Origin of the sequence: Paenibacillus nuruki (genome assembly GCF_963311185.1) — a bacterium.
GTDB classification, from domain to species: domain Bacteria; phylum Bacillota; class Bacilli; order Paenibacillales; family Paenibacillaceae; genus Saccharibacillus; species Saccharibacillus nuruki.
The window spans coordinates 1,068,277-1,082,441 of record NZ_OY725677.1; the positions used below are offsets into that span (position 1 = coordinate 1,068,277).

Genomic DNA, 14,165 nt, shown 5'->3' on the forward strand with positions numbered 1-14,165 from the left:
TTGGAGCAGATCAGCTTTATCGAAAGGAGGATATCTATCTATGTTCACCGGATTGATCGAAGAAATAGGAACACTGAGACAAAATGGACGACGTGGTGAAACGATGGTTCTGGGTATTAACGCATCACGTATTATGGACGGGCTTCAAATTGGAGACAGCGTAGCATGTAACGGGGTCTGCTTAACAGTAACCACGATTGCAGGTTCGATGTTTACAGTAGACGTAATGCCAGAGACTTATCGGTCGTCCAGTCTTAAAGAACTGACGACAGGCAGTCCGATTAATCTAGAGCGGGCGATGATCGCCAACGGACGCTTTGGAGGGCATATTGTACAAGGTCATGTCGATGGAACAGCGCATATTGAGCAGATACAGAGCAACCAGAATGCTGTGATTTTCCAGATTGCACCGACAGATCATGATTTATTTCGTTATATCATTCCCAAAGGTTCAATCACAGTCGATGGAATCAGCTTAACGGTAGTATCGGTAACCAGCACTTCGTTTACAATCTCGATTATTCCTCATACGCTTAAAGAAACAGTGCTTGCTTACCGCAAAGCAGGCGACATGGTCAATATTGAATGTGATGTGCTTGGTAAATATGTCGAACATTTATTACAGTACCAATCGAATACAGCTAATGATGCAACCCATCAGAAAAAGCCATCAATCACCAGTCAATTTTTGCAGGAAAATGGATATATGTAAGCGCTTGGCAGTATAAGCGCAAAAGAGTTCAATAAAAAAATGATTTTTGCAAAGCAAAATATCTTACAGTAAGCGCTTGGCAGTAAAAGCGCGAAAGAGTTCAATAAAAAATGATTTTTGCAAAGCAAAATATCTTACAGCAAGCGCTTGGCAGTAAAAGCGCGAGAGAGTTCAAAAGGAGGTTATATCAATGAATCATGCATCTACCCACTTACATTCTATCGAAGAAGCATTAGAAGATCTGAAGCAAGGAAAAGTGATTATTGTAGTTGATGATGAAGATCGGGAAAATGAAGGCGACTTTATCGCTTTAGCTGATCGTGCGACTCCTGAAGTCATCAATTTTATGGTCACTGAAGGTCGTGGTCTGGTATGTGCTCCGATCACGAGTGAGCGTGCGACAGAGCTAGAACTGATCCCTATGGTTGCGCAGAATACCGATTATCATGGCACGGCTTTTACAGTATCTGTAGATCATATCAGTACATCTACAGGAATCTCTGCACAAGAGCGATCCATGACCGTCATCGGTCTGACCGATCCAGAAGCAACAGCATCTCATTTTCGCCGTCCAGGTCATATGTTTCCATTGATTGCGAGTGAAGGCGGTGTACGGCAACGTCCAGGACATACAGAAGCCGCTATTGATTTGGCTCGCTTATGTGATGCTCCACCTGCCGGTGTGATCTGTGAAATTATGAATACCGATGGTACGATGGCACGTTTGCCAGAATTACAGAAGATCGCAACACAACATCAGCTCAAATTGATCAGCATTCAAGCGTTAATTACCTATTTGGAACAGACATCTCCAACGCTTCATACTAACTAATTTATCGAAAAGAGGATGAACACTATGGCTAATATTTTTGAAGGACATTTAATCGCGCAGGATCTTAAATTTGGTATTGTTGTTGGACGTTTTAATGAATTTATTACGACCAAACTTCTAGGCGGAGCACTGGATGCACTCAAACGTCACGGAACCGCTGAAAATGATATTGATGTGGCATGGGTGCCAGGAGCATTTGAAATTCCTTTGATTGCACAAAAGATGGCTGAAAGTGGAAAATACGATGCAGTCATTACACTGGGTACTGTGATTCGTGGTTCTACTACCCATTATGATTATGTATGTAATGAAGTCGCCAAAGGCGTATCTGCTATTAATTTAAAAACAGGTGTACCTGTTATTTTCGGAATTGTAACGACTGAAAGTATCGAGCAAGCGATTGAACGTGCAGGAACCAAAGCAGGCAACAAAGGCTGGGATTCCGCAAATGCAGCTATCGAAATGGCGAATTTAACGAAAATGATGAAATAAGATGTACCGTATAATAATCAAATAGAAAGTAAAAAAAGGGCAGAAACAGGATTTGCCCTTTTTTTGCTGAATATATACTGTGAAAAGTGCGCGATTGAGATACAATAAGAGATGAGAATCTATTGATTAAGAGGAGTGGTCCAGTGACGACTGTACTGTACAAACTGGAAACGTTTGAAGGGCCGCTCGATTTGTTGCTTCATTTAATTGATGAATCCGAAATTAATATCCAGGATATTCCGATCAGCAAAATTACAGATCAATATCTGGAATATCTTCATAGCATGAAAGAATTGGAACTTGAAGTGACCAGTGAATTTCTAGTGATGGCAGCGACATTATTGTCGATCAAAAGCAAGTTGCTATTGCCACGTCCGCCTGTGATAGAGATGGATGATTTTGATTATTATGAGGAAGACGATCTGGACCCGCGTGCAGAGTTGGTACGCAAGCTGGTAGAATACCGTAAGTACAAGGGCATTGCAGTTCATTTACGGGAAATGGAAACCGAGCGTAGCCTGATTTTTACAAAAGAACCGGAAGACTTAACTGCTTTTATGCCGAAAGATGATGTGAATCCAGTAGAAGGACTGCACACGTTAGACTTGATGGAAGCTTTTCGCAAAGCACTTCGTAAAGTCGTTCGTCGTACACAAGTCACAAGGATTCAGCGCGATGAGATTTCGGTCAAAGATCGGATACGTGAAGTCTCTACCCGTTTTCAAGGATTAGGTAAAGGAGAAAGCTTGTTGTTTTCCAAACTGCTACACCAGGAAATGTATCGTCATGAGATCGTGGTGACTTTTTTGGCTGTGCTGGAATTAATGAAAATGAAGCAAATTTCCTGCTACCAAAGCCGGCTTTTTGACGATATCGTGATGGAGTGGAGAGGTGAAATAAGTAACAATGAAGTCCCAGAAATTGAAGTCGATTATTGAAGGTATGTTATTTCTGGCTGGAGAAGAAGGATTGAATGCGAAGCAAATTTCAGAAGTAACCGATCAACCGGTACAAACGGTACAGATCGCTATTGAAGAATTGCAAGCTGATCTGAAAAAAGCAAGACGGGGGATTCAAGTCGTTAATATTGCAGGAGGGTATCAGTTATCAACGATACGTGCCCATGCGGAATATTATGAACGATTGGCATATTCGCCTTCACGTTCTTCATTATCTCAAGCCGCACTTGAAACGTTATCTATCGTAGCGTATCGCCAGCCGATTACACGTATCGAGATTGAAGAAATTCGTGGTGTCAAATCAGAGCGTGCGATCTATACGTTAGTGAACAAAGATTTGATTCAAGAAACAGGACGGGCTGAAGCGATTGGACGACCTATTTTATACGGTACAACCAAATCGTTTTTGGATTACTTTGGTCTTGGTAATATTCGTGAACTCCCTGATGCGTCTGCTTTTGAAAATGCAGATGATTTAGAAGGGGAAACGCAGCTATTATTCGATCGTTTGGAAGAGAAAGTGCATAGTGAAGATATAGTAGAGCTAGAAGAATTAGGTGAAGAACTGACTGAAATTGCAGAAGATATTCTTTCAGAATCTATTTCGAGTACAGAGCAATCATCATCAAAAGAGACTACACTACCATCATCCACGTCTTCCAAAGATACATCGATCGAAGACTAAATCGTATATCCTCATAAAAGGATACGATCCGAGCAATATCATCTCATAAACGAAAAAAGCAAAAACGATTTCGAGAATATCCGAAATGGTTTTTGCTTTTTTTTTAGGATTTACTTTTTTAACAGCAAATAAAGAAAATAAGGAGCTCCGATTAAGGCTACAACGATCCCCGCGGGCAACCCATCAGGATCAGACAGGTTGCGACCGATCGTATCTGCAACCAGTAATAACCATCCACCGATCAGAATAGCTACAGGCACAAACAATTGATGACGTGGCCCGACAAGCGCTCTAGCGATATGGGGAGCCATCAGTCCGATAAAAGCAATACCGCCTGTTACAGATACGGCAGATGCAGCAAGCGCCACAGCAGCTAACATGAGTAAAATACGATCTTTTTGAATCGGTACCCCCGCACCAATCGCAGTACCTTCATTTAGCGCTAACAGATTCAGCGAGCGACATTTATACAGTATAAAGGGAGTCAGAATAATCAGCCACGGTAATAAGGCGATGACAAACGGCCAATCGGTTCCCCATACATTGCCAGCTAACCATCTTGAAATAAAATCGACTTTTACCCGATCTACCGAGGAGATTAATACGATCATTACACCGGATAAGGCGAGAGAAAATCCAACACCTGTAATAATAAACTTCATCGGTTGCATGCCTTCTACACGATTATACGAAAATAGATAAATGAATATCGCTGTAATCAATGCCCCTAAAAAAGCTACGATAGGTAATATGTAGACAAATGTTCCCACTTCAAGCGGTGCAAATAAGAAAAATACAGTAACCCCTAGACCTGCTCCTGCATTAATCCCGATAATACCCGGATCAGCAAGTTCATTACGGGTGACTCCTTGCAATACACAACCAGACAAAGCCAGTGCCATTCCTGCAAGTAAAGTCACCAACATACGGGGTAATCGAATAGAAAAGAGTACAAACTCATCTACAAAAGTACCTTGTCCAAGCAATGTTGGAATCAGCCGATCATACGATACCGAAGAAGACCCAACACTCAGAGCTATTACCATCGTAATCAAAATAACAACGGTGAATACAACAAGAATCATTTTTTGGTAACGGGCAGGTTGTAATTGTTTTATCATAATGATCGCACTCCTTTACGTACAATCAGTAGAAAGAAAGGTAGACCTATAATCGCGACAATCGCTGCTAATGGTGTCTCAAAAGGAGCATTGATCATGCGTGCAAATGTATCTGCAAATACCATAAATGTTGCGCCTGCAATCGCAGATAGTGGCAAAATTGTTCGATAATCAGTACCTGCAACCATACGTACCAGATGAGGAATCATTAGCCCGATAAAAGCTAGATTTCCAACCAATGCGACGGATGCACCTGCAAGTAATGTAATTAATACAAACAACACCATTTTGATCTGTTGCGTTTGCAGTCCTAATCCCACAGCAGTACTTTCATTCAAGCTAAGGATAGTGAGTTGTCTTGAACATAGAATAGCAATCACAATACAGATCACGATAACAGGTGTAATACTTTGAATCTGTCCCCATGTTGTACCGATCAATCCGCCAGATGTCCACATCGTGACACTTTTCGAAATTTTGAATTGTAGACTAACTCCTTCAGCCACAGCAGATAACAAAGCTGAAACGGCTGCTCCTGCTAGCACCATACGTAGCGGTGACATGTTGCGTTTACGAATAGCGGTTAATCCAAATACGAGAAGCATACCTACCGCTGCTCCGATAAAACAAGCGATCATAATACCAAAATATCCAATCGAAGGTAAAAAAACTAAAGCAATAGCAAGTGCTGCATTCGCACCGGAACTTAATCCAAGCAACCCGGGATCAGCCAAAGGATTACGAGTTAATCCTTGCATAATCGCTCCAGCCACAGCAAGTGCTGCTCCTACCAAGACACCTGCAACTTCGCGTGGAAGACGAAGTTCACGAATAATAGAGATATCTCCACCGGTCACTTGAGGATGAAATATCGCATTCCAGATATCAGATAGTGAAATACTTTTAGCACCCACCATAATAGCGACGACGAACACAACAACAAATAACAATATCATCAGTACCAATTTGATAAGAAAAGAACGGAAATGTTTTGCAGTCATATCATTTTTCATTATACGGATCGTTTCCTTCTCTGTATTTAGAAAAGAAGGAACGCTAGGCGCCCCTTCTTTTCATTTGTAATTTAGATTTAAGACTGACCTAGCAACGATTTCGTAATAAAGTCTAACTGATAATCTAAAGATGCCGCATCATTGAAATAGAATCCACGTGCATCGACTTCAAATACATGTTTGTTTTTAACCGCAGGAATATTTTTGTACGTATCTGTATTCTGGAATGAAGCATCTACGCTCGGGTCTTTACTATAGAATACATAATCGCCTAGATATTCAGGTAATACTTCAAGCGATAGATCATAATATCCTTTTTCAGAGGTCATTTCTTTCACTTTATCAGGCATTTTGAGACCCATTGCTTGATAAATGATCTCAGTACCACGTCCCCAAGCACTACCGAATATATAGAGTTGCTTGGAATCGCCTTCCATCACGGTTACAGTAGCATCATCGCCAATTTTAGCTTTGATTTCTGTACCTGCTTTTTGTGCACGTTCTTTAAAATCAGCGATCCATGCAGCGCCTTTATCTGCTTGGTTCACCGCTTTAGCGATTTCTTCAACCTGTTTCAAATAATCGACTTTGTTATACGTATAAGCAACAACTGGAGCAATTTTTTTTAATTTATCCATGTTTTTAGTATCGCTTGCAGCAATAATCAAATCAGGTTTGAGTTCAATCATTTTTTCTATATTTTCATCTGATACTTCAGCGACATCTTTTAATTGTTCTGCAAAGTTAGGATCAGCTTTGGTCCATGAATCCACACCAACCAGTGGAACACCAAGAGCGATCAAGTTGCCTGCATAACCGGCTAAAGCAATAACACGTTGTGGGTTAGCTGGAACTTCTACAGGGCCTGTCTCAGATTGATATGTAATGGTACCTGTAGCTGTTGGAGTAGAAGTGCTTGCTGTATTGCCTGTAGTTGCCTGCTTTTCCGACGCATTACCACATGCGCTTAATACCAACACAATCACCATCATTAATGGTAACAACAATTTTTTCATACGTTAATTCCCCTTTTAGATAGAATGAAATTGATAATCATTATCATACAATGACTCTCAAACTTTAAATCCAAGCGTTTTTTTTGTCAATATTTATTTTAAATATGATCCTAAAATAACGCTTAAATATGGTAAATACTACAGATGAAATACAGATAGCCAAATAGATTGGATAAGCTAGTATATAAAATAGCAAAACGGTGTATTCTATTGCAAACTGCCGTATTTAGTAATGAAATACCGCAACATAGACTTTATAGCATATCAGCCGATTTGCTTCTTAAATCTAGTCGTAGTAAGGTGTACTCATAACCTAATATTGGAAGGATGAATTTGTCTTATGACTAATTTGCAAGCGCTACAATTTCGTCAATCATTAAAGCAATGGACTTTCAAAGCTATCGATGAATCAGAGTGGTTACCAGCTACTGTGCCAGGGACAGTGCATACTGATTTATTAGATAATGGTAAAATTTCGAACCCTTTTTATGGTACCAATGAGAAAGACGTGCAATGGATTGATAAAAAGGACTGGGAGTACATAACAACAATTGATGTGGAAGAAAATGTGATGAATCATTCGCATATTGAACTTGTTTGTGCAGGTCTGGACACCTATGCAGAAGTATATGTAAATGAACAACATGTATTGTCAGCCGATAATATGTTCCGTACATGGCGTGCAGATGTGAAGCCTTACATCCAATTAGGTGCCAATCATATTCGTATTCATTTCCGTTCCCCAATTATGGAAGACTTACCGAAGCTTGAAGCTTTAGGTTACGGATTACCAGCAACCAATGATCAATCTGAAGTCGGCGAGCTAGGAGACAAAAGAGTTAGCGTTTTTGCTCGTAAAGCGCCTTATCATTATGGATGGGATTGGGGTCCACGTTTTGTTACGAGTGGAATCTGGCGTGAAGCCGAATTAGTGGCATGGTCAGATGTGCGTATCGAAAATGTATATATTCGTCAAAATCAAGTGCATGCCGAATCTGCCGATCTAACAGCAGTGGTGCAAATTTATTCCGAACAAGAACGTCAGGTTAATTTGCGTGTCTATGCTGACGGACAAAATTGGGAGCAGATTGTAACTTTGGCTGAAGGCACAGATGCTGTACAGATTCCTTTAACGTTAAATAATCCTAAATTGTGGTGGTCTAGAGGACTCGGCGATGCTTATCTGTATACGTTTACAGTCGAAGTGTTAGAGCAGAATCAGACACTAGCTGTCAAATCAGAACGCACAGGTATTCGCGCTATTCGTCTGGTTACCGAACCACATCCTGATTATCCAGGAACTTCGTTTTATTTTGAACTGAACGGTGTACCGGTATTTGCCAAAGGAGCTAACCATATTCCAAATGACAGCTTTTCACCACGAGTGACATTAGAGCGCTATCGTCATGAGATTGTGACTGCTGTGGAATCGAATATGAATATGCTGCGTGTATGGGGCGGCGGTATTTATGAAAATGATGAGTTTTATGACCTCTGTGATGAGTACGGTATTCTAGTATGGCAAGACTTTATGTTTGCTTGTAGTATGTACCCGGGTGATGAAGAGTTCTTAGATAGTGTGCAAGCGGAAGCAGAAGATAATATTCGTCGTCTACGCAATCATCCAAGTATTGTGCTTTGGTGTGGTAATAATGAGATTGATTCTGCTTGGTCTCAATATGTTGAAGATGGCGGTTGGGGTTGGAAAAAAGATTATAATGCAGAACAACGTACTCAAATCTGGGCAGATTATGAAGCGCTGTTCCATGAGTTATTACCAGAAGTCGTGCAAACCGAACATCCAGGGATCTCATATTGGCCTTCTTCACCTATAGTTGCAGTGACAAATAACGAAAAACAGCATACCCATGGTATTACAGATTCTGGAGATATTCATTATTGGGGAGTATGGCATAACAGCGAACCATTTGAACGGTACAATACGTATATTGGACGATTTATGAGTGAGTACGGTTTTCAATCGTTCCCAGAATACAAGTCTGTTCGTACGTATGCTGAAGAATCAGATTTGGAATTGGAATCTGAAGTAATGCTACGTCATCAGAAAAATGGTGCAGGTAATCGACTAATCAAAGAATATATGGATAAATATTTACCAGCACCTAAAGATTTCCCTTCCTTCTTATATATGAGCCAAGTTCTGCAAGCCGAAGCGATGAAAACAGCGATTGAAGCTCACCGTCGTCGTAAACCTTATTGCATGGGAACATTATACTGGCAAATGAATGATTGCTGGCCTGTAGCATCATGGTCAAGTATGGATTACTATGGTCGCTGGAAAGCAGTTCAATATTATGCCAAACGTAGCTTTGAAGATATTTTGATCTCGATCGATCAATCGGTCTCAGGCAAAGTTGATATTCATCTAGTTTCGGATCTGATTGCACCCAAGTCACTCACTGTACGCGTGAAAGTACTTGGACTGGATGGAACGTTGTACAAAGAAATGCCGCAATCTCTTACACTTGCAGGTGGAGAAGCGATCAAAGTATTGTCTGTGACGACAGAACAGTTACTTGGAGATGTTCATCCAGCTGAAGCGATACTGGTAGCCGAATTGGAGCATGAAGATCAATTGATTCATGCAGAGATCGCTTACTTTGTGTCTGCACCTGAACTAGCATTGCAACAGCCACATCTTCAGATCGTAGAAACAGAAGTCGATGGTGTGGTTGCCTATCAATTGACTACTGATGTATTAGCACGTCAGATCTGGTTATCTAGCGAAAATGAAGGAATCTTTAGTGATAACTTCTTTGATCTGATTCCTGGCGTGACGAAGACTGTTCAATTCAAGAAGTTACAGACACTACAAGAAGTGGAAGAAGCCGCTCATAGCCATGTAGAGTCTAATATTGTGCACAAACCTGTACCTCATTTACCTCATTTTGTTCCTGTTAAGCCAGAAGGTTTGCAGATTCAATCGATGGCAGATTTTATTCATCTTTCATAAGAAGCGATCTATATGGATTGAATCGACAGTTTTACTTTTAAATATATCCTTTCAAAATCACATGAAACTCCCTAAAATCACAATAAACTTGGGGAGTGTCTTGTGATTTTGTGCATAGATGAGTATCATTAGTGTGAGGTGAATTAACTATTATGGAACGATTGCAAAAAATATTAGCACAAGCAGGTATAGCTTCCCGACGCAAATGTGAAGAGTTAATTGTTGCGGGTAAGGTAACTCTGAACGGCGAAGTAGTAACTGAGCTTGGAACCAAAGCAGATCCAACAGTGGATGAGATTATTGTCAACGGACGATCAATTGCTGCGGAGAAAAAAGTATACATTATGTTCAACAAACCTAAAGGTGTAATTACAAGTGCTTCTGATCCAGAAGGACGTAAAATTGTAGGCGATTATCTTAAAGGTGTTCGTGAGCGTGTATATCCTGTAGGACGACTGGATTATGATTCAGAAGGTCTTTTGATTTTGACCAATGATGGGGAATTAGCTAATCGCTTAACTCATCCAAGACATCATGTACCCAAAACGTATCATGTAACCGTAGAAGGCGTACCACACGGTACAGCACTAGAGAAGTTCCGCCAAGGGATTCAATTGGAAGACGGTATGACTCAACCTGCTGAAGCAGATTATTATGATATCGATACAGAGAAGAAACAAGCTACGATACGTGTAACGATTCATGAAGGTAGAAACCGTCAGATTCGTCGTATGTTTGAAGCGTTATCTCATAAAGTAGTGCGTTTGAAACGTATTTCTTTTGGCGAGTTACTGATCGGTAATTTGAAGCGTGGTCTTTATCGCCATTTGACCAAAGAAGAAATTGATAAGTTAAAAAGCAGCGGTAAAGCATAACATAGAGATCATTTATATCCATTGATGACAGCTAGGAGGCTTTAGTGAATGAGTGACCAGATGAATCGCATTTTAGTGGTAGATGACGAAGAACGTATTCGCCGTTTACTACGCATGTATTTGGAAAAAGAAGGTTATGAAATTGATGAAGCGGAAGACGGTGAAACCGCTCTACGCAAAGCAGTCGCAGAAGATTACGGATTAATTATGCTTGATTTGATGCTTCCCGGTATAGATGGAATCGAAGTATGTAGTCGTTTACGCCAAGTGAAATCAACACCGGTATTGATGCTAACCGCCAAAGGCGAAGAAGTGAACCGTGTGCAAGGATTTGAAGTCGGTGCAGATGATTATGTGGTCAAACCATTTAGCCCGCGCGAAGTGATCTATCGGGTCAAAGCGATTATGCGTCGTTCTTCAGCAACCGCTTATCTGTCTCAAGAAAACAATTCAAGTAATAATATTGTATTCCCGAATTTGATTATTGAGCATGATGCGCATCGTGTCACTGCAAGTGGGCATGAGATTAGCTTGACTCCGAAAGAATACGAATTGCTACATTTTCTAGCGGTATCACCGGATAAAGTCTTTTCACGTGAAGAATTGCTCAAAGATGTCTGGAATTATGAATTTTTTGGTGATTTGCGTACTGTAGATACCCATGTAAAACGGTTGCGTGAAAAACTAAATAAAGTATCACCTGAATCAGCCGCAATGATCACTACGGTATGGGGCGTTGGTTACAAGTTAGAGGTTCCAAAGTAAGTGGACTTCTGGAGAACGCTTGTCGGTAAGTTGTGGCTGACGATTAGCGCATTAGTGGCTTGTGTACTTTTAACACTTGGTTTATTTTTGTTGCCTTATATTGATAGCACATTTACCAATTCCGGTTCAATCAAACGTTTATTTACCTATGTCTCTATCGTAGGATTCTCGATGACTACCTTTTTCGCTCTTTTTTTATTGACCAAAATTACACAACCGATGCAGCAATTAATTCAAGCCGCAGACGGGATTCGCAAAGGAAAGTACAATACACGTGTTTCTTTGCAAACCAGTGATGAAATTGGGCAATTAGCGAGCGCCTTTAATCATATGGCAGAAGAATTGGAAAAGAATATTCAGAATTTACAACTGGAAAAAGAACAAATGGCAAGTATACTCCGCAGTATGGGAGATGCTGTGATTACATTCGATAAATCTGGAAATATGATTCTGCATAATCCGCCAGGCGAAATGATTATGGATACATGGCACAAAGCAGGCTGGGAACGTCAAGAACAAGATGGAATCACAGCTGATACCAAAGTGCCCGAACCACTGTATCCGATGTTCCAGAGTGTGATAAGTGAACGTCAGGATCAAAGTTCGAATATCCATGTCAAACAACAAGTCTGGTCTGTTAATATGGCTCCATTGTACTCAGGAGATGATGTACGTGGAACGGTATCTGTGCTTCGTAATGTAACGGATGAAGTGAAAGCAGAGAAGATGCGACGTGATTTTGTCGCTAATGTTTCTCATGAGATTCGTACACCATTACAGATGATTCAAGGGTATAGTGAAGCATTGCTTGATGGGATGGCAACATCCAAAGAAGAAAGCGATGAATTGGTGCAGGTCATTTACGATGAATCTCTACGTATGGGGAGATTGGTGCAAGATCTATTAGATCTAGCGCGTATGGAAGCCGGACATATTGATATGAACTTCGATCAGATTGATCTGAATGAATTGATGGATCGAGTATATCGTAAATTTACAGTGCGAGCCAAAGAACGAGAGCTCAAGCTGAACTTTGTACGGGACGATTCTCTACAGTTGTATGCAGATGTTGATCGGTTAGAGCAGATCTTCACCAACTTGCTAGATAATGCTTTTCGTCATACTTCTGCCGGTGGCATCATTACAGTAACCGCTCATAAAGAAAAAGAAGTGATTCGTGTCGTATTCCAAGATACAGGTGCAGGGATACCGATTGATGATCTTCCTTTTATTTTTGAACGCTTTTACAAAGCAGACAAAGCTCGTGTACGCGGCGAAGCTGGCGGTACAGGTCTAGGTCTTGCGATTGTACGTAATATCGTAGAAGCCCATCATGGAAGTATTACAGCGGATAGTATATTAGGTAAAGGTACTGAATTTACATTATTACTTCCAATTAAGCATCCTGATGAAGTCTAATCAGATTTGATTTTGAGTATCATCCCCTCCCAGTAGACAGTGAAAAAAGAGATATCATTCAATGATCTCAACGCTGAAAGCTAGAAGGGGATTTTTTGTGGTTATATGTTTCAGAAGAAAATATAGTGAAGTAAATGGTAGTATAAATAATTCTATATTATTTAATCGTAAAACAAGCATACTGATAATATTATCAGTATGCTTGTTTTATTTATATTTATTTTTAGTAGGTAATGTAATTTGATAAATCTGTTAATTTACTTGTAATATTGTAAGTGGTGTACTAATAGGATAAGTTAAACTTTTTGTTTTATCATGGTTATAGAAGGTAAAAGAAGTAATATTAGATATTCCTTTGATTCCACTTACAAAAGAATCTACTGCTTTTGTAGTATTACCAAAATTTTCATCGTAGCTAGTATTAGAGAAGTCTGTAGATTTTGTTTTTGGTTTGTTTACAGCCTTATCGTAATAAGCTAAGGTATGAGTTGAAGCTACTGAAATCATATTGGAAACATAAGTATTTTTAAAATAACTTGTGGGTTGAGTGCTTTCTCTAACATAGGAATAAATCATTGTAGTACTTTCACGATGTGTGATTAAATAATCATTATTAGTAGCTTGGGCAGCATCTCCGAAAAGTAATTCATAAGGTGTCCATTGTACAATAGGAATAGTACCAATAGCTTTTTGAGCATACATTTGAATAAGATATTTTACATTTTTAGCAACAACAGATTGATTAGAATAAAGTACTGCATTGTTTACAGCACTATAAAGGTTAGAACTTGGACTTAAACCTTGGGCGAACAACATTTGCACAACATATGTTTTTCCATTTTTGTTTACATTGGAACTCTTAGAATACCATTTTACTGAACTTGTTGTTGGTGGTAATGCCACATTTGGATGATTTGTTCCACTATTTGAACCTCCAAATTGACGATTAACTTCTTCTTGAGAAATTTCTTTAACACCTAAGTCAGATAACCGAGATTCTAACTCTTTTCTTGTTTCAGAATCAGTGGAAATTGAAGATGTTTGAAGTTTATCGGTTAAACTGTTGTTTTGAGGAAGACCGTTTTTTGCAGCTTGCTCTCCTAATTCAGAAAAAATCTCAATAATTTGTTGTTGTTCTTGATCCATAGTAGTCTCATTTGTTGAATTTGTTTCAGCATAAGAGACTTGTGCTAACGAGAAAATGAGAAAAACAGATACAGAAGATAATATTATTCTTTTCTTAAACTTCATTCAAACAACTCCTTATAGTATGATTGTATATAACACCTTTTTAATATATAC

The 14,165-nt window shown here is 39.7% G+C and carries 13 protein-coding genes; 9 read left to right on the forward strand and 4 right to left on the reverse strand.

Translation table 11 applies throughout. The annotated features are described in order from the left end of the window. The first annotated feature begins 40 nt into the window (after positions 1-40). From ribE to scpB, 5 genes are all read left to right on the forward strand, one after another. Positions 41-712 carry a riboflavin synthase gene (gene ribE / locus RCP16_RS04765; RefSeq protein ID WP_137220648.1) on the forward strand — a complete coding sequence of 224 codons (672 nt, stop codon included), beginning with the start codon at positions 41-43 and terminating at the stop codon, positions 710-712. A gap of 190 nt (positions 713-902) precedes the next feature. Continuing rightward, a complete protein-coding gene (ribB, locus tag RCP16_RS04770; RefSeq protein WP_308641775.1) occupies positions 903-1,544 on the forward strand; it encodes a 3,4-dihydroxy-2-butanone-4-phosphate synthase in 642 nt (213 codons plus the stop codon). A gap of 24 nt (positions 1,545-1,568) precedes the next feature. Next, positions 1,569-2,036: a 6,7-dimethyl-8-ribityllumazine synthase gene (gene ribH, locus RCP16_RS04775; protein ID WP_069327887.1), complete on the forward strand. Its 468-nt coding sequence runs from the start codon at positions 1,569-1,571 to the stop codon at positions 2,034-2,036. A gap of 143 nt (positions 2,037-2,179) precedes the next feature. After that, positions 2,180-2,974, forward strand: a complete 795-nt coding sequence (locus RCP16_RS04780; RefSeq protein ID WP_069327888.1) for a segregation and condensation protein A — start codon at positions 2,180-2,182, stop codon at positions 2,972-2,974. Continuing rightward, entirely contained in the window at positions 2,943-3,680 is a 738-nt protein-coding gene (scpB, locus tag RCP16_RS04785; RefSeq protein ID WP_137220646.1) for an SMC-Scp complex subunit ScpB, read from the forward strand. The genes RCP16_RS04780 and scpB overlap by 32 nt, the downstream gene beginning before the upstream one ends. Before the next feature lie 110 nt (positions 3,681-3,790). Here the strand turns inward: scpB and RCP16_RS04790 are convergent, their stop codons facing one another. The 3 genes from RCP16_RS04790 to RCP16_RS04800 form a co-directional block, all read right to left on the reverse strand. After that, a complete protein-coding gene (locus RCP16_RS04790; protein WP_137220645.1) occupies positions 3,791-4,801 on the reverse strand; it encodes a FecCD family ABC transporter permease in 1,011 nt (336 codons plus the stop codon). Next, on the reverse strand, positions 4,798-5,802 hold the full coding sequence (locus tag RCP16_RS04795; RefSeq protein WP_137220644.1) for a FecCD family ABC transporter permease: 1,005 nt from the start codon (positions 5,800-5,802) through the stop codon (positions 4,798-4,800). Before RCP16_RS04795 ends, RCP16_RS04790 begins: the two co-directional genes overlap by 4 nt. A gap of 89 nt (positions 5,803-5,891) precedes the next feature. Beyond that, positions 5,892-6,830, reverse strand: coding sequence for an iron-hydroxamate ABC transporter substrate-binding protein (locus tag RCP16_RS04800; protein ID WP_308641776.1), 939 nt, complete (start codon positions 6,828-6,830; stop codon positions 5,892-5,894). A gap of 340 nt (positions 6,831-7,170) precedes the next feature. On the opposite strand from RCP16_RS04800, the gene RCP16_RS04805 reads away from it, so the two are divergent. The 4 genes from RCP16_RS04805 (at position 7,171) to RCP16_RS04820 (ending at position 12,863) form a co-directional block, all read left to right on the forward strand. Next, positions 7,171-9,804 carry a beta-mannosidase gene (locus RCP16_RS04805; protein WP_308641777.1) on the forward strand — a complete coding sequence of 878 codons (2,634 nt, stop codon included), beginning with the start codon at positions 7,171-7,173 and terminating at the stop codon, positions 9,802-9,804. 152 nt (positions 9,805-9,956) lie between these two features. Further along, entirely contained in the window at positions 9,957-10,679 is a 723-nt protein-coding gene (locus tag RCP16_RS04810; RefSeq protein ID WP_069327892.1) for a pseudouridine synthase, read from the forward strand. A 48-nt stretch (positions 10,680-10,727) separates the two neighbouring features. Next, complete coding sequence (locus RCP16_RS04815; protein ID WP_308641778.1) at positions 10,728-11,444, forward strand: response regulator transcription factor; 717 nt, start codon at positions 10,728-10,730, stop codon at positions 11,442-11,444. After that, on the forward strand, positions 11,445-12,863 hold the full coding sequence (locus tag RCP16_RS04820) for a HAMP domain-containing sensor histidine kinase (RefSeq protein ID WP_069327894.1): 1,419 nt from the start codon (positions 11,445-11,447) through the stop codon (positions 12,861-12,863). A gap of 252 nt (positions 12,864-13,115) precedes the next feature. Here the strand turns inward: RCP16_RS04820 and RCP16_RS04825 are convergent, their stop codons facing one another. After that, positions 13,116-14,114 carry a hypothetical protein gene (locus RCP16_RS04825; protein ID WP_308641779.1) on the reverse strand — a complete coding sequence of 333 codons (999 nt, stop codon included), beginning with the start codon at positions 14,112-14,114 and terminating at the stop codon, positions 13,116-13,118. Between the last annotated feature and the right edge of the window lie 51 nt (positions 14,115-14,165).